Annotated in this window: 23 protein-coding genes and 1 pseudogene; 12 read left to right on the top strand and 12 right to left on the bottom strand. The window is 69.7% G+C overall.

Annotated elements, in window-relative coordinates:
• Positions 1–65: 65 nt before the first annotated feature.
• Complete coding sequence (locus B9C99_RS10215) at positions 66–1,289, bottom strand: globin domain-containing protein (protein WP_088897748.1); 1,224 nt, start codon at positions 1,287–1,289, stop codon at positions 66–68.
• A gap of 54 nt (positions 1,290–1,343) precedes the next feature.
• Entirely contained in the window at positions 1,344–1,787 is a 444-nt protein-coding gene (locus B9C99_RS10210; protein WP_026061139.1) for an Rrf2 family transcriptional regulator, read from the bottom strand.
• Between the two features lie 146 nt (positions 1,788–1,933).
• On the opposite strand from B9C99_RS10210, the gene B9C99_RS10205 reads away from it, so the two are divergent.
• From B9C99_RS10205 to B9C99_RS10195, 3 genes are all read left to right on the top strand, one after another.
• Positions 1,934–2,842: a universal stress protein gene (locus B9C99_RS10205; RefSeq protein ID WP_016692202.1), complete on the top strand. Its 909-nt coding sequence runs from the start codon at positions 1,934–1,936 to the stop codon at positions 2,840–2,842.
• Positions 2,843–2,914: 72 nt separating this feature from the next.
• Positions 2,915–3,955 carry an LLM class F420-dependent oxidoreductase gene (locus B9C99_RS10200; protein ID WP_088897747.1) on the top strand — a complete coding sequence of 347 codons (1,041 nt, stop codon included), beginning with the start codon at positions 2,915–2,917 and terminating at the stop codon, positions 3,953–3,955.
• 25 nt (positions 3,956–3,980) lie between these two features.
• A complete protein-coding gene (locus tag B9C99_RS10195; protein ID WP_016692200.1) occupies positions 3,981–4,892 on the top strand; it encodes a universal stress protein in 912 nt (303 codons plus the stop codon).
• Positions 4,893–4,934: 42 nt separating this feature from the next.
• On the opposite strand, the gene B9C99_RS10190 is transcribed toward B9C99_RS10195, so the two are convergent.
• Together B9C99_RS10190 and B9C99_RS10185 are read right to left on the bottom strand one after the other, a co-directional pair.
• Positions 4,935–5,204, bottom strand: coding sequence for a hypothetical protein (locus tag B9C99_RS10190; protein ID WP_016692199.1), 270 nt, complete (start codon positions 5,202–5,204; stop codon positions 4,935–4,937).
• Positions 5,205–5,221: 17 nt separating this feature from the next.
• Positions 5,222–6,178: a nitroreductase family protein gene (locus tag B9C99_RS10185; protein WP_051032983.1), complete on the bottom strand. Its 957-nt coding sequence runs from the start codon at positions 6,176–6,178 to the stop codon at positions 5,222–5,224.
• A gap of 151 nt (positions 6,179–6,329) precedes the next feature.
• On the opposite strand from B9C99_RS10185, the gene B9C99_RS10180 reads away from it, so the two are divergent.
• Entirely contained in the window at positions 6,330–6,977 is a 648-nt protein-coding gene (locus tag B9C99_RS10180) for a response regulator transcription factor (RefSeq protein WP_033096942.1), read from the top strand.
• A 25-nt stretch (positions 6,978–7,002) separates the two neighbouring features.
• Here B9C99_RS10180 and B9C99_RS10175 read toward each other — a convergent pair whose 3' ends face one another.
• From B9C99_RS10175 to B9C99_RS10165, 3 genes are all read right to left on the bottom strand, one after another.
• Positions 7,003–8,661 carry a GAF domain-containing sensor histidine kinase gene (locus B9C99_RS10175; RefSeq protein WP_088897746.1) on the bottom strand — a complete coding sequence of 553 codons (1,659 nt, stop codon included), beginning with the start codon at positions 8,659–8,661 and terminating at the stop codon, positions 7,003–7,005.
• Positions 8,658–9,305: an alpha/beta family hydrolase gene (locus tag B9C99_RS10170; protein WP_088897745.1), complete on the bottom strand. Its 648-nt coding sequence runs from the start codon at positions 9,303–9,305 to the stop codon at positions 8,658–8,660. The genes B9C99_RS10175 and B9C99_RS10170 overlap by 4 nt, the downstream gene beginning before the upstream one ends.
• A gap of 105 nt (positions 9,306–9,410) precedes the next feature.
• Entirely contained in the window at positions 9,411–9,944 is a 534-nt protein-coding gene (locus tag B9C99_RS10165) for a hypothetical protein (protein ID WP_088897744.1), read from the bottom strand.
• 126 nt (positions 9,945–10,070) lie between these two features.
• On the opposite strand from B9C99_RS10165, the gene B9C99_RS10160 reads away from it, so the two are divergent.
• On the top strand, positions 10,071–10,520 hold the full coding sequence (locus B9C99_RS10160; protein WP_253250027.1) for a DUF2243 domain-containing protein: 450 nt from the start codon (positions 10,071–10,073) through the stop codon (positions 10,518–10,520).
• A 9-nt stretch (positions 10,521–10,529) separates the two neighbouring features.
• Positions 10,530–11,360: a cytochrome c oxidase assembly protein gene (locus B9C99_RS10155; RefSeq protein WP_088897742.1), complete on the top strand. Its 831-nt coding sequence runs from the start codon at positions 10,530–10,532 to the stop codon at positions 11,358–11,360.
• Here B9C99_RS10155 and B9C99_RS10150 read toward each other — a convergent pair.
• Together B9C99_RS10150 and B9C99_RS10145 are read right to left on the bottom strand one after the other, a co-directional pair.
• The gene (locus B9C99_RS10150) at positions 11,329–12,390 is read right to left on the bottom strand and encodes a tellurite resistance/C4-dicarboxylate transporter family protein (RefSeq protein WP_172414910.1); all 1,062 of its coding nucleotides are present in this window, start codon (positions 12,388–12,390) and stop codon (positions 11,329–11,331) included. The two genes, B9C99_RS10155 and B9C99_RS10150, sit on opposite strands and share 32 nt — an antisense overlap.
• 1 nt (position 12,391) lies before the next feature.
• Positions 12,392–13,258 (bottom strand): DNA-formamidopyrimidine glycosylase family protein, encoded by an 867-nt coding sequence (locus B9C99_RS10145; RefSeq protein WP_088897741.1) that lies wholly within the window; start codon positions 13,256–13,258, stop codon positions 12,392–12,394.
• Positions 13,259–13,331: 73 nt separating this feature from the next.
• On the opposite strand from B9C99_RS10145, the gene B9C99_RS10140 reads away from it, so the two are divergent.
• The 3 genes from B9C99_RS10140 to B9C99_RS10130 are packed head-to-tail and all read left to right on the top strand — an operon-like array spanning position 13,332 to position 14,979.
• The gene (locus tag B9C99_RS10140; RefSeq protein ID WP_026061136.1) at positions 13,332–14,132 is read left to right on the top strand and encodes a thymidylate synthase; all 801 of its coding nucleotides are present in this window, start codon (positions 13,332–13,334) and stop codon (positions 14,130–14,132) included.
• Entirely contained in the window at positions 14,132–14,617 is a 486-nt protein-coding gene (locus tag B9C99_RS10135; protein ID WP_016692189.1) for a dihydrofolate reductase, read from the top strand. The genes B9C99_RS10140 and B9C99_RS10135 overlap by 1 nt, the downstream gene beginning before the upstream one ends.
• Before the next feature lie 35 nt (positions 14,618–14,652).
• Positions 14,653–14,979 (top strand): cupin domain-containing protein, encoded by a 327-nt coding sequence (locus tag B9C99_RS10130; RefSeq protein WP_016692188.1) that lies wholly within the window; start codon positions 14,653–14,655, stop codon positions 14,977–14,979.
• Between the two features lie 32 nt (positions 14,980–15,011).
• Here the strand turns inward: B9C99_RS10130 and B9C99_RS10125 are convergent, their stop codons facing one another.
• Together B9C99_RS10125 and B9C99_RS10120 are read right to left on the bottom strand one after the other, a co-directional pair.
• Positions 15,012–16,538, bottom strand: coding sequence for a carboxylesterase/lipase family protein (locus B9C99_RS10125; RefSeq protein WP_088897740.1), 1,527 nt, complete (start codon positions 16,536–16,538; stop codon positions 15,012–15,014).
• A gap of 55 nt (positions 16,539–16,593) precedes the next feature.
• Positions 16,594–17,817 (bottom strand): hypothetical protein, encoded by a 1,224-nt coding sequence (locus tag B9C99_RS10120; RefSeq protein ID WP_088897739.1) that lies wholly within the window; start codon positions 17,815–17,817, stop codon positions 16,594–16,596.
• 59 nt (positions 17,818–17,876) lie between these two features.
• On the opposite strand from B9C99_RS10120, the gene B9C99_RS10115 reads away from it, so the two are divergent.
• From B9C99_RS10115 to B9C99_RS10105, 3 genes are all read left to right on the top strand, one after another.
• Positions 17,877–18,512, top strand: a complete 636-nt coding sequence (locus B9C99_RS10115; protein WP_088897738.1) for a TetR/AcrR family transcriptional regulator — start codon at positions 17,877–17,879, stop codon at positions 18,510–18,512.
• 4 nt (positions 18,513–18,516) lie between these two features.
• Entirely contained in the window at positions 18,517–20,139 is a 1,623-nt protein-coding gene (locus B9C99_RS10110; protein WP_088897737.1) for an acyl-CoA dehydrogenase family protein, read from the top strand.
• A gap of 96 nt (positions 20,140–20,235) precedes the next feature.
• A complete protein-coding gene (locus tag B9C99_RS10105) occupies positions 20,236–21,027 on the top strand; it encodes an FAD:protein FMN transferase (RefSeq protein ID WP_026061135.1) in 792 nt (263 codons plus the stop codon).
• A 19-nt stretch (positions 21,028–21,046) separates the two neighbouring features.
• On the opposite strand, the pseudogene B9C99_RS10100 reads toward B9C99_RS10105, so the two are convergent.
• Positions 21,047–21,519: pseudogene (locus B9C99_RS10100) on the bottom strand (glucose-6-phosphate isomerase); the annotation flags it as partial.

The raw sequence follows: 21,519 nt of genomic DNA, 5'->3' as shown, positions 1-21,519 counted from the left end.
CTAGCCGCGAATGCAGCGGTGCCCCGGCAGACTCGGCCGGGGCACCGCGATCGGATCGGGTCGGATCAGGAGGCAGGCGCCCAGCTGTCGGGTCCGAACACTTCGTAGTGGATGTTCTCGGCCGGGACGTTGCGCTCGATCAGGGCCTCGCGCAGCGAGAGCATGAAGGGCAGCGGGCCGCACAGGTAGGCCTGGGTCTTCGGGTCGAGCGGCAGATCGGAGATGTCGGCGCGTCCGACGCGGACCGTCTCGAGCGGCTGACGGTTGCCGAGATCCTCGTACCAGCGGTACAGCTGGGCCGACGGGATCTTCTCGGCGAGGGTCTCGAGCTCGCGGCGGTGGGCGTGGCTCGCGACCGACCGGTCGGCGTGCAGGACCGCGACGGGACGTTCGTCGCCGACGCCGGCGAGGTGATCGAGCATGCCGATCATCGGGGTGCATCCGATACCGGCCGACGCCAGCAGGATCGGAGTGTCGTCCTCGGTGAGCACGAGATCACCGAAGGGGGTGGTGACCTCCAGCTCGTCGCCCTCGAAGACATTGTTGTACAGGAAGTTCGACACTTCACCGGCGGGAAGCGCGGTGCCGTCGGGTGCGGTGGTCTCGAGGACCCGCTTGACGGTGATGCGCCAGTCGCCCTTCGCGGGTGCGCTCGACAGGCTGTACTGACGGATCTGGCGGGCGCCGTCGGGGAGGTGGACGCCGACCGAGAGGTACTGGCCCGGACGGAAGGTGGGCAGCGGGGAGCCGTCGAGCGAGGTGAGGACGAACGAGACGGTGTCGGCGGACTGGTGGACGCGGTCGGCGACGCGGACGGTGCGCCAGACGTCGCCGGCCTCGACACCCGCGGCCCGGTACAGATCGGCCTCCATCGAGATGAGAGTGTTGGCCATCAGCCAGTACAGCTCGTCCCATGCCTTCGCGACCTCGGGAGTCACTGCCTCTCCGAGGATTTCGACGATCGCCTCGAAGAGGTGCTTGTGGACGATCCAGTACTCGTCGGGCTTGATACCGAGCGAGGCGTGCTTGTGGGCGATGCGGGACAGGATCGCCTCGACACGGGCGGGATCGGGATCGAGCTGGAGCGTCGCGAACGCCGCGATCGATCCGGCGAGTGCCTTCTGCTGCTCACCCTGCTTCTGGTTGCCGCGGTTGAACAGATCGCGTTCGAGCTCGGGGTGGGCGGCGAACATCTTGCTGTAGAACAGCGGGGTGATGTCGCCGATGGCGGCTCCCACCGCCGGGAGGGTCGCGGCGATGACGTCCTTGGATTCGGGTGAGAGCGGCATGGTGTGTCTCCTCGTGTGTGTCGTGACGGGCTGCACCGGCGGCCTCGCCGTGGGTCAGCGGCCGGTGGGTGGTTCGAGAGTGAGCAGGACCGGGCCGGCGTCAGGGGTCGCCAGGTCGGCGATCGTGACGTCGTCGAGAGCGGCGTAGAAGGCGTCCTGTGCGGCGCGGAGCCTGGAGCGGAGGCTGCAACCGCCACGCATGGGGCACGGCTTCGCTCCTTCGCACTCGACGACCTCTTCTTCACCCTCGAGGGCTCGGGCGAGCCAACCGAGGCTCGCCGTGCGGCCGAGTTCGGTGATGGTCAGGCCTCCACCGCGTCCGCGGCGGGTGGTGACCACTCCGAGCTCGCCGAGCCGGGCGACGACCTTCGTCGTATGTGCGTACGACAGATCGAGCTGGTCTGCAATCGTTCTGGTGCTGGGCATACTCTCCGCCGGGCCGGCGACGAGATGCATCACAACTCTCAGTCCTAGATCGGTGAACCGGGTGAGTTGCATGACCTCACGGTAGTAAATTCGCATCCCAAATGACAATTTGATGTGACGCAGATCGCTGTTGCCGGAATGCATTGCAATCAAAGGAATCTCGACACGATGACCAAAGTCCGTATCCGGACGTAGCGGATCCGACTAGTCTCGGGGGCGTGAAACCACTCGGTGAGGCACCCCGCGACCACAACCACGTGACCGTCGGTGCGGACGGCTCCCCGGCCTCCGAGCGGGCGGTGAGGTGGGCCGCGGCCACCGCGGCCGGCCGGAAGATTCCGCTGCATCTCGTCCACGCGGTGGACTTCGCGCCGTCGGGCTGGACGAAACTTCCCTTCTTCCGTCCCTCGCAGGTCTTCGAGTGGAGTGAGGCCGAGGCGCAGGCGCTCCTGAAGGAGGCCGCGGAGACCGCCGAGTCGGTGGCGCCGGATCTCGAGATCACCGCAGAGCTCGCGCTCACCGGAAGCGCCAAGTGGCTCGTCGAGCTGTCCCGCACGTCGCGGATGATCGTCCTCGGTGCCACCGGGAGCACCAAGCTGGGGGAGGCCTTCCTCGGTTCCACCCCGGTCTCCGTCGCCGGTCATGCCGAATGCCCGGTCGTCGTGGTGCGGGGACCGGAAGGGCCCGTCCCCGACGAGCGTCCCGTCGTCGTCGGTGTGGACGGCAGCCCCGCGAGCCGCCACGCGGTCGACCTGGCGTTCGAGGAGGCGTCCTGGCGCGGGGTCGACCTCGTCGCCGTCCACGTCTGGAGCGACCTGAAGGTCGGGGAGATCGACGAGTCGCCCCTCGACTTCGATCCCCGCGCGTTCGAGGAGTACGAGCACTCCCTGCTGTCGGAGTGCCTCGCGGGCTACGGCGAGCGCTATCCGGACGTGACGGTCCACCGGAAGGTCTACGTCGACGGCCCCCGCGCCCACCTGCGGTCCTGGAGCGGGAAAGCCCAGCTAGTCGTGGTCGGTACCCGGGGCAGGGGTGGCTTCAAGGGGATGGTGCTCGGCTCCACCGGAAACGCGCTCATGCGCGAGGCGCAGTGCCCGGTGATGGTGGTGCGACCGGTCACTACCTGACGGCGGTAGTGTTCGGGGGCACGTGGACGAACGCGCCCCGAACGGGGTGTGCAGCAGGAACGAAGGTGGCGCATGCGCATCGGAATGGGACTGAACTACAGCGGAGGTTTCGCGGAGACCGCGGCGGAGGTGGCCGACCTGGAGAAGGCCGGTCTCGACATCGTGTTCGTGCCCGAGGCCTACTCGTTCGATGCGGTGAGCCAGCTCGGTTATCTGGCGGCGAAGACCTCCCGCGTCGAGCTCGCCTCCGGCATCCTCCAGTTGTTCACCCGGACACCGACGCTCACGGCCATGACGGCGGCCGGCCTGGACTTCGTCTCCGACGGACGCTTCGTGCTCGGCATCGGCGCATCCGGTCCGCAGGTCATCGAGGGGTTCCACGGCGTTCCCTACAACGCGCCGCTGGGCCGCACGCGCGAGATCGTCGACATCTGCCGCCAGGTGTGGCGCCGCGAGAAGGTCGAGCACCAGGGCAAGCACTACCAGATCCCGCTGCCCGCCGAGCGCGGCACCGGTCTCGGCAAGCCGCTGAAGATCATCAACAAGCCTGTGCGCGAGCGCATCCCGATCATCATCGCGTCGCTCGGCCCGAAGAACGTCGAGATGACCGCCGAGATCGCCGAGGGCTGGCAACCGCTGTTCTACTACCCGGAGAAGGCCGCCGAGGTGTGGGGCGAGTCGATCGCCAAGGGCAAGGCCAAGCGCGATCCGGCTCTCGGCGACCTGCAGATCTACGCCCAGACCCCGCTCGCGATCGGCGACGACGTCGACCATATGCTCGACTGGGTCCGCCCCATGGTCGCGCTCTACGTCGGCGGCATGGGTGCCAAGGGCAAGAACTTCTACAACGACCTCGCGATCCGCTACGGCTACGCGAAGGAAGCCGAGACCATCCAGGAGCTCTACCTGGCCGGCAAGAAGGAGGAGGCGGCCGCGGCGGTGCCTGTCGAACTGCTGCGCTCGATCTCCCTGATCGGCTCGGAGGGCTTCGTGCGCGAACGTATCGCGGCCTTCGCGGAGGCCGGGGTCACCACCCTCAACGTCACCCCCTTCGCGGCCGACACCGCAGGTCGTGTGCGACTGATCGAACAGCTGCGACAGATCTGCGGCTGACCCACCGAGAAAGGTTCCGCGTGCGATGACCGAGAACAAGCCGATCGTCGTGGCCGTCGACGGATCCGACGCGTCCACGACCGCGGTGAGCTGGGCGGCACGGACGGCTGCGATCCGCGGCCTGCCGTTGCGCATCGTCACCGTCGTGCACATCCCCGCCTTCTACTACTCCGAGCCCTACCTCGCGCAGAGCTTCCACGAGGAGATGAAGGCGACGGCCCGCGACCGGCTCGACAACGCGGCCGTGCTCGCCCGGCAGATCATCGACGAGAACCGTCACGGGAACGTCGAGGTCACCACCGCGCAGCTCGAAGGCAAGGTCGTGCCCACGCTCATCGCGGAGGCCGAGCACGCCGACCGGCTGGTCGTCGGCTCGCGCGGTCTCGGCGAGGTGAAGGGTCTGCTCGCCGGTTCGGTCTCCACGGCGGTCGTCTCGCACGCGACGGCGCCCGTCGTCGTGGTGCGGGGCCGCACCCTCGACGGTGCGCCGCCGGCGGAGGGGCCCGTCGTGGTCGGTGTCGACGGATCGGTCTCGTGCCGCGACGCGGTGGAGGTCGCGTTCGAGGAGGCCTCCGCACGCGGGGCGACGCTCGTCGCGGTGAACGTGTGGAGCGACGTGAGCGTCCAGCCCTCGCTCGGCGCCGTCCCCGAGGACCCGCACTGGAGCCGGATCCAGACCGGTGAGGAGATCGTGCTCGCCGAACGTCTCGCCGGATACCAGGAGCGGTACCCGGACGTCACCGTCGAACGGGTCGTCGCCCGCGACCGGCCGGTGCGAGTGCTCAGCGAATATGCCGAGGCCGCACAGCTTCTCGTGGTCGGAACCCGCGGACGTGGTGGATTCAAGGGACTGCTGCTCGGCTCCACGAGCAACGCGCTGATCCAGACCGCGGACTGCCCGGTCCTCGTCGTCCGGTCGAAGGAGACCGAGGACTGATCCCGGACGGGGATCGATCCGGCGGACGAGCGATGCGGGGCGTCACCCGAAGTCGTCGACGCCCCGCTCGCGCAGTTCCCTCCACGCGTCGGCCGGATGCACACCCCGGCTGATCGCCCCGTTCTCGATGAGCACCCCGAGCATCTGCGAGAGGACGAACGCGACGTCCTCGACGCGTCCGCACTCGTAGCGGGCGGTCAGCCACCCGGAGACGTTCCCGGCCTTGGCGGCCTGCGCCATGTCCAGCGCCGTGTGGAACAACTCGCGGGTCGGATCGTCGATCGGATCCTCGGTCGGTGCGCTCATCGTCACCTCGATCTCTCTTCTCGTCAGAAACCCACGCGCAGGATCACCAGCGGCACGACCGGCAGGTCGAGCATCTCGGCCAGGCGCGAACCGGCGTCTTCGACGCGCAGGGGATGCGTCACGACCGACGCCGACAGTCGCGCGTCGATGGCCGCGAGCCAGCACCGTTCCACCGCCGCACCCACCCGGACCAGATCCGCCGGTGACGTCGACGGGGCGGAGAACAGCAGCACCGATTCGCGCGCGATCGCCGCCGCCAGCGCATCGATGTCGGGGATCCCGGTGGTGACCATGGCCTCGCCGGCCGCGCCGTGTTCGTCGAGGGTCGCGCTCCACGTGGTGACCACCTCGGCGTTGCCGCGCGGCTGCCAGTGGGACGTCCACGAGAACATCTCCCGCTGATAGTGCGGGTGACGCCGGCGGGCCTCCGCCGCGTAGGCGAGCACCTGGGCGAGGGCGGCGGACTCGTCGGCGGCGAGCAGGCGCACGTCGATGTCGGGTACCTCCCCGGCCGCGGCGACGACGTCGGCGAGCGTCTCCGTCGGCACCGGGATATCGGTGAACGATTCGCGGTGGCTGCGACGGTGCGAGATGGCGGCGTACAACCGCAGGTCGCGGCTGCTCGGGGTGCCCGAGCCGAGCGTCTCGATCCGGGCGATGAGTTCCGGACGTTGCGGATCGGGCAGCACGGAGGTGCGCGATCGGTTGCCGAGGACCCGGATCGCGAGCTCGAGATTCGCAAGGGCCGTACCGCACGAGATCAACCGGTCGACTCGCAGCGGGTCCGGGCCCGGCTCGGCGAACTCGAGGCGTTCCTCCAGTTCGGCGCTGTGATCGGGCAGGCGCAGATTCCACGGTTGCGTGTCGTGCACCGAGGGTGCCTCCACCACCGCACGCGCAATGATCTCGGTGTCACCGAGCGACCAGGTTCCGGCATCGACAGTCACGACATCCTCCTCGTCGGCTCGTTCGTCCCACATGTCCACCTCTGCCCCTCCAGCGTCTCCCGAGCGGCGCCCGCGGGGCAGGGGGAGAAGGTCCCCAGATGGGTGTCGAACGGCCCCGAGGACGTGGGTATCGCGGTACACCTGGGACAATGACGGGACAGCATGTCAACGAAAGGTGCCCGAGATGACCCGCGTGTTCCTCGTCGACGATCACGAGATCGTGCGGCGCGGCCTGGTGGATCTGCTGAGCAGCGTGCCCGACTTCACCGTCGTCGGTGAGGCCGCCTCGGTGGGCGAGGCCCTGGCCCGCGTGCCCGAGAGCGGCGCCGACGTCGCGGTGCTCGACGTGCGGCTCCCCGACGGCAACGGTGTCGAACTGTGCCGCGAGCTGCGTACCCGCATGCCGGGCCTGCGCGCCCTGATGCTCACCTCCTACGCCGACGACGAGGCGCTCTTCGACGCGATCATGGCCGGTGCCTCGGGTTTCGTGCTCAAGCAGATCCTCGGCACCGATCTCGTCTCGGCGATCCGCACCGTCGGTGAGGGCGGCTCGCTGCTCGACAGCCGTGCCACCGCCGCCCTCATGGAACGGATCCGGGCGTCGCGTACGGCCGATCCGCTGGCCGAGCTGTCGGAGCAGGAACGCGCCGTCTTCGAGCTCATCGGTGAGGGCCTGACCAACCGGGAGATCGCCGAACGGCTGTTCCTCGCGGAGAAGACCGTGAAGAACTACGTCTCGCGCCTGCTGGCGAAGCTCGGCATGCAGCGCCGCACTCAGGCCGCGGTGCTCGCCACCGAACTGCGCAACGAGCGCGGCAAGCCGACGTCCTAGTCCGACGGGTGCGGGACCGGTCCCGTCAGAGCGGGACCGCCCACAGCACCCGGGTGCCGCGCGGATCGGCGGGGCCGATCTCGCACGTCCCGCCGCACTGCACGGCGCGCCGCTCGAGGTTCGCCAGGCCGCTGCGGCGAGGCGTGTCGGGCAGACCCGTGCCGTCGTCGAGGATCTCGATCCGGAAGTCGTCCTGAACCGAGACCGACACCGAGATGTTGTCGGACTGCGAATGACGCAGCGCGTTGCTCAGCCCCTCGCGGAGCACGGCTTCGGCGTGCGGGTGGATGCGCATCGGCACCAGTGTGTCGATGGGGCCGACGAACTGCACGTTGGGTGCCACCGCGGAGTGGATGCTCAGATCGCCCACGACGTCCAGCAGTCTCCGGCGCAGGCTGTTCGACGCCGCCGCGCCGGTGGTGTGCAGATCGAAGATGGTCGTGCGGATCTCGCGCACCGTCCGGTCGAGTTGCTCGATCGCGTGGCGGATCACCTCCACGATGCGTTCGTTGTCCGCTCCGTCCGCGGTCGCGCTCTGCAGACTCATACCCGTGGCGAACAGGCGCTGGATGACGTTGTCGTGCAGGTCCTGTGCGATGCGATCGCGATCGGCCAGCACGTCGAGCAACCGCTTCTTGCGTTGCTGTTCGGCGAATTCGAGGGCCACGGCCGCGAGGTTCGCCATGGATTCGAAGCGGGCCACGTCCTCGTCGTCCCACGGTTCGGTACCGGCCTCGCGGGTCGCGACGAGCACGCCCGTGACCGTCGACGTCGCCGACAGCGGCAGCACCACCGCGTGACCCTCGTCGCCCTGTTCCGTCGGCGGCAGTCCCTCGAGAGTGTCGAGGTGCATCGGCTGCCTGCTCTTGAGTGCTTTGAGCACAGGCGATCCGGTGAGATCGAAACGCTTGTCCTTCCCGCACGGGATCGCGGGGGACGCGGCCTGCAGGCTGCCGTGATGCCCGTCGACGAGCACCACATAGGCGCCCGCACACCGCGCGAGTTCGCGGACCTGGCCGGTGAGCATCGACAGTGTCTCGTCCACCGACCCACCCATCAGCAACCGGGAGTTGATGGATGCCATTGCGGTGAGCCATCTCTCGCGGGCGAGGGAGCCCTCGAACAGGCGCGCGTTCTCGACGGCCACACCGGCGGACATCGCGAGCACCTTGAGGATCACCTCGTCCTCTTCGGTGAACTCGGGTGCGCCCAGCTTCTCGGTGAGATAGATGCTGCCGAAGACCTTGCCGCGCACCATGATCGGAGTTCCGAGGAAGCTCTTCATGGGCGGATGGTTGGGCGGGAAGCCGATCGAGGCGGGATGCTTCGACAGGTCGCCGAGGCGGACCGGCCGGGGATCGTTGATGAGCAGACCGAGGATGCCCCGACCCTCGGGCAGGTGGCCCATCACCTCGCGCTGCGTCGGATTGATCCCGACGTACACGAACTCCGACAGACCACCGTCGGCGGCGCGCACACCGAGCGCGCCGTAGCGGGCGTCGAGGAGGGCGGTCGCGGCGGTGACGATGCGCTGGAGCATGGAGTCGAGTTCGAGACCCGATCCCACGACGAGCACCGCTTCGAGCAGTCCGCGCAGGGTCGTCGGGGCGTCGACGGAGTCGTCGAGCCGGTCGCGGAGCTCGGCGAGCAGCGTGTCGATGGCAACGTCGGTGGGTTCGATCATGACTTCTTCTCTTCCAGCAGGTGCAGCGCGGCGGATACGGCGGATTCCGAGGGATCCGTCTTCGCGCGGCTCAGGTCGTGTGCGGCCCCGGTGACCTCGACGAGGGTCGTGGCCGCGGGCAGGAGATCGAGTGCCTCCCGCAGTTCGTCGAAGGTACCGAAGGGGTCGCGGTCGCCGTGGACGAACACCGTGGGCATCGAGATCTTCGGCAGGTGCTCGGTGCGCAGCTTCTCCGGCTTGCCCGGGGGATGGAGAGGATAGGACAGCAGGACGAGGGCGTCGGCGATGCCGGGTTCGTCGGCCGCGAGCATCGACGTCTGGCGGCCGCCGTAGGAGACGCCGCCGAGCAGCAGGGGCCCGGACACGCGTTCGCGCAGCTCCGCGGCCGCGGCGGCCACCCCCTCACGGTCCTCCGCGGCGCGGGACGGCTGCGGAGGACCCTTCGGCTTGCGACGGCGGAACGGCAGGTCGTAGCGCAGGGCGAGGAAGCCGGCGTCGGAGAACCGGCAGCACATCGACTGCAGGATCCGGGCGTCGCAGTTGCCGCCGGCGCCGTGCGTCAACGCGACGGCACCTCGCGGGCTGCCCTCGGGAAGATGCAGGTGACCGGCCACGGTGCCGGTGTCCAGCGGTTCGACACTCACACCGATACGGTAACCGCCGCGTCGGCGACGTCTCCTCGGGCCTCCGTGCTCCGCAGCAGGTCGCCTGTGCTCCGTGCCGCAGGTCGCGCGTGCTGCTCCGTACCTCTACCGGCCGGCCGCCGCGCTGCGGGGGATCGGGCCGATGTCGGAATGGCGACCGGGCACGAGCGCGGCATGCCGCCCGCCCGGGCCGGGACCGCGGCGGGCGGCCAGTGCGTCGGCGACGGCACCGGTGACGAAGCCGTAGACGCTCTTGTGGAGGACGTCGATCGCCAGCTCCGAACGGGGCCACGTCTGCGGCGGTGCTCCCACGCCGGTCGCGTTCTCGAGGATCTGATCGTTGGTGAGACGGACGACGGTGAACTTCGACGATGCGAGCGGCCCCCGCAAGCCGACCTCGGCCATGACCGAACGCAGGACGCCGAGTGCGATGCCCTGCCCGAAGTGCATCGCCCAGTTCAGGGCGGTCGAGTGCTGCCCGGCCGATTCGGACGCGCCCGTCAGCCGTGCGAGTACGCGGCCCGGCACGTGGGAGTTCGGTCGCCCGGTGACGGCCTGCTCGATCTTCTCCCCGACGGTCATGGCGGCGACGCCGGCCGCACCGGCGACCAGGCCTTCCCACACTGCGTTTCTCAGCATGACCGCTCGGGTACCCGCCGCGGGATCGGAACAACCCGTATTCCCAGGGCGGAGTCCTACGGACGGCACGGTGAGGGAGTGATGACGGGAGCGACTCGACCCGGAGACACATACGGCGGAATCTCGGTGCGGCACTCCGCGATCAGTGGTGCCCTGCTCGGTGTGGCGCTCATGGCGGCGATCGACGAGATCGTCTTCCACCAGATCCTCGGCTGGCACCACTTCTACGATCGCTCCACACCCGCGGTCGGTCTCGCGTCCGACGGTCTGCTGCACACCGCCGAGTTGCTGGTTCTCGTAGCGGGATTCGCGTTGCTCGCGGATGTGCGCCGCAGGCACGCCCTGGCGGTACGGCACTTCTGGGCGGCGCTGCTCATGGGAGCGGGCGCGTTCCAGTTGTTCGACGGGCTGGTGAACCACAAGGTGTTCCGCGTCCACCAGATCCGCTACGACGTCGACGTGTGGCCCTACGACCTGGCCTGGATCGCAGGGGCTCTCGTGTTCCTCGTCGCCGGTGCGCTCCTGTGGTGGTCGGCGCGACGGAGCGCGCGCCCCACCGGGCTCTCGGACGGATAGGAGCCGTCGGTGCACGACCATCCGGCACAGGCGGGACCGGGAGCGCTCGCTCTCGTCGTTCTGTTCGCGGCGGCGGTGGCCGTCGCGCTGTACATCGGAGCGGCCGTGCGGCTGCGTCGACGCGGCGACGCCTGGCCGTGGTGGCGTGACGCGAGTGTCGCCGCAGGTGCCGGCGCCGTCGCTGCGGCAGCGGTGCTGCCTCTCGTCACGACGGCGGTGTTCCCTCTGCCCGGTGGTCCGTTCACCGCGCACATGGCCGGGCATCTGCTCGTCGGGATGGTCGGACCCCTGCTGATCGTGCTGGGCAGGCCGATGACGCTGCTGCTGAGGACCGTCCCGGTGGGAGGCGCACGTGCGGGTCTGCTCACCGTGCTGCATTCGCGACCGGCCGCACTGCTCACGGCGCCGGCCGTCGCGGCCGTGCTGGACATGGGTGGGCTGTGGGTGCTCTACCGGACGCCACTGTTCGCTGCCATGCACGACGACCCGCTCGTCGCGACCGTCGTCCACCTGCACGTCTTCGCCGCCGGGATGCTGTTCACCGTCGCGATCTGCCGCCTCGATCCGCTCCGCCGCCGGTACGGTCTCGCGCATCTCGCGGTGGTGTTGCTCGTGGCCGGCGCGGCTCATGCAGTGCTGGCGAAGACGCTGTACGCGCAGTCACCTCCCGGCACGATGTTCGCCGCATCCGATCTGCAGGCGGGTGCCCAGCTGATGTACTACGGCGGCGACGCGGTCGGTGTGGCCCTGGCCGTCGTGCTCGCCGTCCGCTGGTACGGCGAGATGGGGCGTGCCCGCGCGCGGGCGGTCACGGTCGGTCGCGCTCGACCGGCCGCGTGAGCCGGACCCACATGCGGTGCAGCATCGCGGCGAACACCACGACCCAGGCCGCCACCGCGACCCACAATTCGGCGGCACCGATCGCCCCGACCAGCGGCAGATCGTCGGCGCGACCCAGATACATCCCCGCGACCGCGTACATGCCGAGCGGGAAGACGATCGACCACAGGGCCGAGTCGTAGGTCAGCGGCACCCGATGGACGCGGTGACGCCACCAACCGGCCGCGACGAGAGGCGGCAGCAGCCACGTCGCGAAGGCCCAGATGACGACGGCGAGGCCCGCGATCAGTCCGCGGGTCGCGTCCACCATCGGGGCGTCGTCCATCTCGACGATGCGTGAGCCCGCCACGACGGTGATCGAGCACGCTCCCATCGACACCCAGTACGGTGCGGTCAGGTCGGTGGGACGCAGCGGGTACTGCAGCATCCGCGCCGCGACGAAGATGCCCGCCGCCGCGTACAGGAACAGGCCCACACCCCAGGTGAACACCGCGACGGCGGCGAGGAGCCGGTCGAGTTCGCGGTAGACGGGCTGGAGCGTGGCCGCGGCGATGGCCACCGATTCGCTGGCGACGACCCAGATGAACCACGTCCCGTTGGCCTTCGCGAGGACGGGACGCTCCGCCGTGCCGAGCACGGCGGTCCACGGGACGACATTTTCCAGTACCAGCCAGGTCGCCGCCGCGCCCGCGAGCAGCACCGCCGCGGTGGAATGCCGGCCGTCCATCATCAGCCGTACGCCGAGCACGTTGCTGCCCGCGACGAAGGTGAAGAAGCCGAACGCCCGCCCGGAATCGGCGAGATCGGCGCGGACCTCGTCGCGGAACGCGAGGAACCGCCACACCGACATGGCCACGAGCGTCGCGTATCCGATCACGGACACGATCAGCAGCGCGGCCGATGCGAAGTGGAAACCGCGGAGATGGAGGCCGGTGGAGACGATGCCGCCGGCCATGACGAAGGCGAAGTAACCCGGCGCCAGGGTGCGCACTTCTTCGCGGAGACGGGGACGGGCCTGCACGGCGCGCACGCTACTTCAGCAGGCGGGACATCCGCCGGTCGGCGAGGACCTTCCCTCCGGTCTGGCAGGTGGGGCAGTACTGGAACGAGCGGTCTGTGTAGGAGACCTCGCGGACGGTGTCGCCGCACACCGGGCACGGCTCGCCGGTACGCCCGTGCACGCGCAGCCCCGACCGTTTCTCTCCCTTGAGGCGCGCCGCGTCCTGCCCGACCGAGCGGGTGACGGCGTCGGTGAGCACCGACCGCATCGTCCCGTACAGCGTGGTCACCTCGTCGTCGGTGAGCTTGCCGGCCGCCGCGAACGGCGACTGCTGCGCGACGTGCAGGATCTCGTCGGAGTAGGCGTTGCCGATCCCCGCGAGAACCTTCTGATCGGTGAGCAGCGTCTTGAGACGCGAGGTGCTGTCGGTCAGGAGCTCGGCGAACTCGTCGCGGGTGAGGGCGAGTGCATCTGGGCCGAGGCGGGCGATGCCCGGCACCTGCTGCGGATCGTCGACGACCCAGACCGCGAGGCGTTTCTTCGTGCCGGCCTCGGTGAGATCGAAGGCCGGTGTCGTCGCGTCGGGGGCGAACAGGTGCACGCGGAGGGCGAGCGGACCGCGACCGAGTTTCGGGGGAGTCTGCGACGGTTCGTCGAGCCAGCGCAACCAGCCGCCGCGCGACAGGTGCGTGATCAGATGCAGCCCGGAGCAGTCGATCGCGAGGAACTTGCCGAAGCGCGCCGCTCCGGTGATGTCGCGTCCCTGCAGCGCCGTGATCGGCGGGTCGGCCGTCTGCAGCACGCTCAGCGCCGCGACGTCGATGCGTCCGACGACGCTGCCGACCGCGTGCTCGCGCAGGAACACCGCAAGTGCTTCCACCTCGGGGAGCTCGGGCATGGGAACAGGCTACGGTCGCCGGGCCGTTCGCGGGTGGCGACGGACACCTTCGAGCCCCCGATAGACTGCGCTCGTGACTGTGTCGACGCCCTACGAAGACCTGCTGCGCCTGATCCTCGAGACCGGCGCGGAGAAGGCCGACCGTACCGGAACCGGCACGCGGAGCCTGTTCGGCCACCAGATGCGCTTCGATCTGTCCGAGGGCTTCCCGCTGATCACCACGAAGAAGGTGCACCTGAAGTCCATCGTCTACGAACTGCTGTGGTTCCTGCGCGGCGACTCCAACGTCAAGTGGCTGCAGGAGCACGGCGTGACGATCTGGGACGAGTGGGCCGCACCCGACGGTGACCTCGGCCCGGTCTACGGCGTGCAGTGGCGCTCGTGGCCCACCCCCGACGGGCAGCACATCGACCAGATCAGCCAGGTGATCGAGACCCTGCGCAGCAACCCCGACTCGCGGCGCATCCTCGTCTCGGCGTGGAACGTGGCCGAGCTCGACCGGATGGCACTGATGCCGTGCCACGCCTTCTTCCAGTTCTACGTGGCCGACGGCAAGCTCAGCTGCCAGCTCTACCAGCGCAGCGCCGACATGTTCCTCGGCGTGCCGTTCAACATCGCCAGCTACGCGCTGCTCACCCACATGGTCGCGCAGCAGACCGGACTCGAGCCGGGAGAGTTCATCTGGACCGGCGGCGACTGCCACATCTACTCGAACCACATCGAGCAGGTCACCGAGCAGCTCACCCGCGATCCGTATCCCTACCCGACGCTGAAGCTGCACCCGCGCGACTCGATCTTCGACTACCGCTACGAGGACGTCGAGGTCGTCGGCTACCGGCATCATCCGGCGATCAAGGCGCCGGTGGCCGTCTGATGGGGGATGTCACCCTCGTCTGGGCCCAGGCACGCGGCGGTGTGATCGGCCGCGACAACACCATCCCGTGGCACATCCCCGAGGACATGGCGTTCTTCAAGGACGCCACGATGGGCAAGCCGGTGATCATGGGCCGGCTCACCTGGGATTCGCTCCCGGTGCGGTTCCGGCCGCTGCCGGGACGCCGGAACATCGTCGTCACCCGCAACGTCGAGTGGTCGGCCGAGGGCGCCGAGACCGCGATGAGCCTCGAGGACGCGCTGACGCTCGCCGGTGAGGACGAGGTCGTCGTGATGGGCGGGGGCCAGATCTACGCGCAGGCGATGCCGTTCGCGACGCAGTTGCTCGTGACCGAGGTGGACCTCGACGTCGCAGGAGATGCGACCGCACCCCCGATCGGCGCCGAGTGGGTGGCCGAGGCCGGGGAATGGATGACCTCCACCAAGGGAATCAGGTTCCGCTGGATCCGGTACGCGCGAAGCTGAGTTCTCGCGGCGGCATCTGAGCGATACTGCGGTACATGGACAAGCTCTCGTTGACCGCCCTGGCACGGCAGCAGCTCAAACTCGCAGCGGCGTCCAGCAGCGGACGCAGCTCCCAGACGGTTTTCGGTGGGCATACCAAGCACCTGCGGCAGACCGTCGTCGCGTTGCTCGCCGGCCACGAACTCGGCGAGCACGACAGCCCCGGCGAGGCGACCCTGCAGGTGCTGTCGGGCCAGCTCCAGCTCGTCGCCGGCAACGACGTGTGGAAGGGCTCGGCCGGCGACATGATCATCATCCCGCTGGTCCGGCACAGCGTCAGCGCCATCGAGGACGTCGCCTTCCTGCTCACCGTCGCCAAGTAGCGGCGCTCACTGCACGCGTCGAGTAGCGACGCTTACTGCACAGGTGCCGGAGCGGTGTACCCGCGGTAGCCCTCCCACGCGAGTCGGCGCTGGCGGCGCGGATCGTGCTCGATGCGCGTGACCTCGTCGAAAATCACTGTTGCGCGGTCCTTCTCGTCGTAGCGCGGCCACGACGGCAGTGGTTCACCGTGCCGGGCCACGTTCAGCCACTGGCGCTGCATCGACCCGGCGACCCTCCGCAGACCACGTCGCCCACCGAGCGCCGTGAGCGCCCGGCCGAGCGGTTCGTCGGTCTGGTCGAAGACGGCGAGCAACTCCACCGCGTGCGTCGCGTCGAAGCCCGTCCACCGCAGCAGTCGCGGCGCGAGATCGAAGCGGTACATGAAGGTCGGCGCGAAACGCGAATGTGCCTGCGCGATCTGCACGGACGGATACCAGAAGGTGAGGTCGCCGCCGAGATCGATCGCGGCACGCTCGTCCGGATATCCCGGATAGACCGCCGTGATGCGATCCTTCGCCTCCGGATCGGTCGCGGCGAACAGCGCGTCGATCCGCCGCGGGTTCGTCGGAAGCGCGTCGAGGAACTTCGGGAACAGCGCACCTTCGCGGTCGTTCGTCCCGAGCACGAGCGGAACGGGATGTGCCGCGCCTGTCTCGTACGCCTCGAGTGGCTGGAGCGGAACGAAATCGCCGTCGACGACCGGGCCGAAGGGATGCAGACCGGGGGTCGCGCGCAGTACCTGGGCCCCGAGTCGCGATCCCACCCGTCCGAGTTCGACGGGGGAGGCGTCGAGCAGCGCCCGAGCGGCGGTATCCGGATCGGCGCCGAGCAGTTCGACGAACTTGCGGCCCCATTCGGCCGAGCGTTCGGCGGTGACGACGAGATTCGGTGCCGGGCTCTGCGCGATCGCGGCGGAGAACAGTCCGCGCGCGGAGGGGGTCGCGAGCAGGGTCGTCACCGAGGTGCCGCCGGCGGACTCGCCGAAGATCGTCACGTTGTCGGGGTCGCCGCCGAAGGCCGCGATGTTGCGCTGCACCCATTCGAGCGCCGCCACCTGGTCGCGCAGACCGAGATTGGAATCGAAACGCACGTCGTCGGTGGAGAAGGACCCGAAGTCGAGATAGCCGAGCGATCCGAGGCGGTAGTTGATCGACACGTAGACGACGTCGCCGCGCCGGACCAGCGACTCGCCGCCGTAGACCGACAGGGCACTCGTGCCGAGGGTGAACGCGCCGCCGTGGATGAACACCATGACCGGTCGCGGCGCGTGGACACGACCTGCGGGGGCGAGCACGTTGAGGGTCAGGCAGTCCTCGTCGGGACGCACGCGCACTCCGCGACGCCCGGTCTCGGCGTAGCGCGGACGCTGCGGGGCGGCATTGCCGAACCGTGTCGCATCGCGCACCCCCGTCCAGGGCTCGACGGGTTGCGGCGCGCGCAACCGCAGCGGACCGACCGGGGGAGCGGCGTAGGGGATGCCGCGCCAGGCGAGGAGGTCGCCGAGCCGGGTGCCGCGGACGGTCCCGTCGGCGAATGTGACGTGGGTCTCGGGCGTCATGCTCCGCACTGTACGTGACGGCGCGTCACGGTAGCCGCCACCTCCACCGTCGGCGTCACCAGGAGTGGGCCTCGAGTCCCCGGTCCGCGAGCTCGGCCAGCACGTAGGTGCGCAGCGTCGCGGTGTCGGGGAAGCGCTCCTCGTCGAGGGCGACGAACGCGAGGGTGTACCGCTCGTCGGTGTGGCAGGCGTAGACCGACAGGCGGGTCGCGGTGCGGGCCGGCCGGGTGTCGAGACCCGGGTGCATCGCGCGCATCGCGATCCCGGTGGTGCGGTACGGGCCCAGTGTCGTGAGTTCGCGGGGCACCGCACCGATGTTGGAACACAACAGGTCCCGCTCGCCCGCACCTCGCGCGACACGGGCGGCGAGGCGGTCGGGCAGGAGCTGCAGGATCTCGGCCGGCATGTTGTGCGGCGCTCCTTCCCGCGGCTGCGAGTAGGCGTGCGCGGCGCGGGCGCGGATGGAGGCGAGCGTGTCGCCGTCGTCGACGGAGATCCCCACCATCGACACGCCGTTGGAGACGGTTCCGTCCTTCCGGTCGTCGACCGGAACGGAGATGCGCACGGGGAACGGGATCCGGGCGCGTCGCGCGACACCGGCGGACACGGCGAGCAGCAGGGCGTTCGGGCTGCCGTCCTTCGCGGCGGCGACGGCCTTCCACTGCGCCGCGTCGACGTCGACGAGCGCGGTGCGCGGTCGCGAGCGCACCGTCTGCGGCGCGGGGGGCTTCTCCGTGCGGGGCGTGTACTTCACGCGGCGCAGTCCGCTGCCGACCTTCCGGAACAGCTGCATCGCATCGCGCAGATCGGAATGGCGACCGGGGTCGGGTCGTCGCGGCCGGTCGGCGAGCGCGTCGGCGACCGCGCGGACGAATCCCCGCGCGTCGGTCAGGACATGTGAGCACACGATCGACAGTGCGGTGCCGCCACTTGTGAGGCGGGTCGCGGCGAGAGCCCAGCCGGGACCGAGCTCGGGATCGACGTTCACGTTCGCGTGCTCGTCGGCCCAATCGAGGAGCTCGTCGTCGGGGATGGGAGTCGCGGGATAGCGCAGCGGATGGACGTGCGTGTTGGGTTCGAAGCGGGGGCGTGCGCCGGGAACACGGGGACGGACCACGCGGCGACCGAGCGGGCCTTCGGACAGCACGTCGTGAAGGGACAGCAACAGGGTCGCGTCCACGGTCTCGTCGGTGCGCCACAGACCCTGCATCACCGACGGCAGGCCGGTTCCTTTGTGGCGGTGGAGGAACATCTCGTCCACGACGCTCAGGCGATTCACAATCCCGACCGTAGCGCCGACCGTTGACCGAAGCACTGAACCGAGGTTCAATCCTTGGTGTGGCGTACCGGCGGACACCCGCAGTGCAGGAGCGACTCGACGCGCAGCGCGAGGCGATCGCCGCTGCCGCCGTGTCTCTGCTCAGCGAACGCGGGTACAGCGGACTGTCCGTCTCGGCGGTCGCCGAACGGGCCGGTGTCGCCACCGGCAGCGTCTACCGGCACTACGTCGACAAGTCCGATCTCGTGGTGCGGATCTTCCGGGAACTGTGCGAGCGGGAGGTCGAGGCCGTGACGTCCGCGGCCGCAACCGGATCCGGCACCGACCGGGTGAGCGCGGTGGTCGACACCTTCTCCCGCCGTGCCCTGCGCAATCCCACCCTCGCCTACGCGCTGCTCGCCGAACCGGTCGACGTCGCGGTCGACGCCGAACGGCTCGTGCTGCGCCGCGCCTTCGCGGCGGCCTTCGCGAACGCCGTGCGCCACGGCATCGCGACCGGTGAATTCCCCGAACAGGATGTCGAACTCACCGCCGCCGCGCTCGTCGGGGCCGTCGGTGAGGTGCTCACCGGCCGTCTGCCGGGCGCGGCCGACGGTCGCCTTCGAGACAGCGCGGCCGGATCCACCGTCCCCGACCTCGTCGCCCTCGCACTGCGAGCGGCGGGGCACCTGCCTTCCGGAACGACTCAGGAGTGAAGCCGTGAATTTCCCCGCCACCCACGAGGTGTTCAACCAGGTACCGGATCTCGAGCCGTACCCGGCCGCCGACGATGCGGCCCTGCTCGAAGGACTGCGCCGCGAGGGCGCGAGCTGGGCCGAGGACGAGGTCCGCGAACTCGGCGCCCTCGCCGGCACCACCCGTGCCCAGGACTGGGGGCGGCTCGCCAACGAGTACCCGCCCGTGCTGCACACCCACGACCGCTACGGTCACCGCGTCGACGAGGTCGAGTTCCATCCGCACTGGCACGACCTGATGACCGTCGCCGTCGAGAACGGCCTGCACGCGGCCCCCTGGCGCGACCCGCGTCCCGGCGCGCACGTCGCCCGCGCCGCGAAGTTCTACGTGTGGGGGCACACCGACGCCGGGCACATGTGCCCCATCTCGATGACCTACGCCGCGGTCCCGGCGCTGCGCCACAACGCCGAACTCGCCGAGCGCTACGAGTCGCTGCTGGCCGCGCCGCACTACGACTTCGGACTGCGCGAACCCTCCACGAAACGCGGCCTCATCGCCGGGATGTCGATGACCGAGAAGCAGGGCGGTTCCGACGTCCGCGCCAACACCACCACCGCGACCCCCAACGCCGACGGCTCGTACACGATCGTCGGGCACAAGTGGTTCACGTCCGCGCCGATGTCCGACCTGTTCCTCACGCTCGCGCAGACCGAGCACGGACCGTCGTGCTTCCTGCTCCCGCGCGTCCTGCCGGACGGCACCCGCAACGCCATCCGCATCCAGCGACTGAAGGACAAGCTCGGCAACAAGTCGAACGCCTCGTCCGAGATCGAGTACGAGAACGCGATCGGCTGGCTCGTCGGCCCGGAAGGCCGCGGCATCAACACCATCATCGAGATGGTGAACATGACGCGACTCGACTGCGTCATCGGCTCGGCCGTGAACATGCGGGTCGCGACGCTGCGCGCGGTCCATCACGCCCGTCACCGGAAGGCGTTCGGCGCGTTGCTCGTCGACCAGCCGCTCATGCGCAACGTCCTCTCCGATCTCGTCGTCGAATCCGATGCCGCGACGACGATGATGATGCGCCTGGCCGGGGCCACCGACCGCGCAGCCGGGGACGAGCAGGAAGCCGCCCTACGCCGCATCGCGCTGGCCGTCACCAAGTACTGGGTGTGCAAGCGGGCGCCCGCGGTCGCCGCCGAAGCGCTCGAATGTCTCGGCGGCAACGGCTACGCCGAGGAATCGGGCATGCCGCGGCTGTATCGCGAGTCGCCGCTCATGTCGATCTGGGAAGGATCCGGCAACGTCGCGGCACTCGACGCGCTGCGCGCCATGGCCCGCCAACCCGACACGGTCGAGGCGTTCTTCACCGAGGTCCGACTTGCGGAAGGCGCCGATCCGCGCCTCGATTCGGCCATCGCCCGGGTGGGCAAGGAGCTCGCCGACCTCGAGGACGCCGAGTACCGGGCACGGCGGGTCGTGGAGCTCATGGCCCTGGTCCTGCAGGGCGCGCAGCTCGTCCGGCACGGGCATCCCGCCGTCGCGGAGGCCTTCTGCCGCAGCCGGCTCGATGACGACTGGGGCATCGCGATGGGCACACTGCCGACCGGCGTGGACACCGCCGCGATCCTCGACCGGATCTGACGGCGCGGGTCCGATTCTGCGGCGCTGTCACCTGTCGCAGGTCGCGGGCATACTGGAATACGTCCTGCGAGGAATCGACCACGGGTGGAGCCCGTCATGATCGGCAGCAACGAATGGTGGGAGTGGGGTCGGCAGATCGCACTCGCGGTGACCGAGCCGCATGCACTGCACCGTGCCCGCATGATCGTGCGCGGCGTCGTCGCCGAGTCCGAGGCGGTGAGCGACAGCCGTCGGGGCGACGCCGAGATCCACTCCGTGAACCTCGCGCAGGGCACTCCGGTCACGATGAGCCCTCGACTGGCGTCGATGGTGCGGTCGGCGCTGTGGGCGGCCCGCATGACGGGCGGGGCCGTCACCCCGGTCGACTCCGACGACGCTGCGGTCGACGCCGGAGCCATCCCACCGATCCATCCCATCCCCACCTACCGCGACGTGCAGATCGACGGAGACATCGTGCTCGCCCCGTTCGGGGTGAGCCTCGAACTCGGCGCGACGGCCGTGGCCGACACTGTCGACTACTCCGCGGCGCTCGTCGCGAACCTGCTCGAATGCGGGGCGCTCGTGCGCATCGGCGACGTCATGGCCACCGCGGGGCACGCGCCGGCCGGGGGATGGCAGGTGCCGCTCCCGGATCGGGGCTCGGTCGAACTGCCGGCCGGATCGGCGATGGCGTCGCACGCCAGCGACGTCGCCGATCCAGAGCGGTGGCGTCTCGTCAGCGTCATCGCTCCCGACGCGGTGTGGGCCGATGCGGCCGCGGCGACGGCCTTGCAGCGGGGCATCGGAGCCCTGTCCTGGCTCGAACAGTACGACCTGCCGGCGCGTCTCGTCGACACGCACGGCCGGGTCCGGACCACCACGGCCTGGTCCGATCCGAAGGCTGCCTGACGTCTCGGGCAGGGCGCGGTCAGGCTCCGTCGCGCAGGTTGCGGTAGACCTCGATCAGGTGATCGGTCGACGCGTCCCCGGTATCGGGGGTGTCGTCGCCGGCGAGCACGGCCTGCAGGGCGGTGGCCTGGGTCTTGCCGAGTTCGACGCCCCACTGGTCGAACGAGTCGATCCCCCACACGACGCCTTGGACGAAGGTCTGGTGCTCGTAGAAGGCGATGATCTGCCCCACCACCGAGGGGGTCAGTTCCGGGGCGAGGATCGTCGTCGACGGCCGATTGCCGGGCATCACCTTGTGCGCCACCAACGCCTCGTCGACGCCCTCGGCACGCACCTCGTCCGCATCACGGCCGAACGCCAACACTTTGGCCTGGGCGAACATGTTCGCCAGCACCAGCACCTGCATGCTCGTCTGCCCGTCGCGGGCGGGCAGGTCGTCGCCGGAACGGGCCAGGCCGAGGAAATCGACCGGCACGATCTCGGTGCCCTGGT

It is taken from the genome of Rhodococcus sp. BUPNP1 (genome assembly GCF_002215235.1).
In the GTDB taxonomy this organism is placed as follows: Bacteria; Actinomycetota; Actinomycetes; order Mycobacteriales; family Mycobacteriaceae; genus Rhodococcus.
Note: the sequence above shows the minus strand (reverse complement) of the source record. Positions and strands in the feature narration are given on the sequence as shown.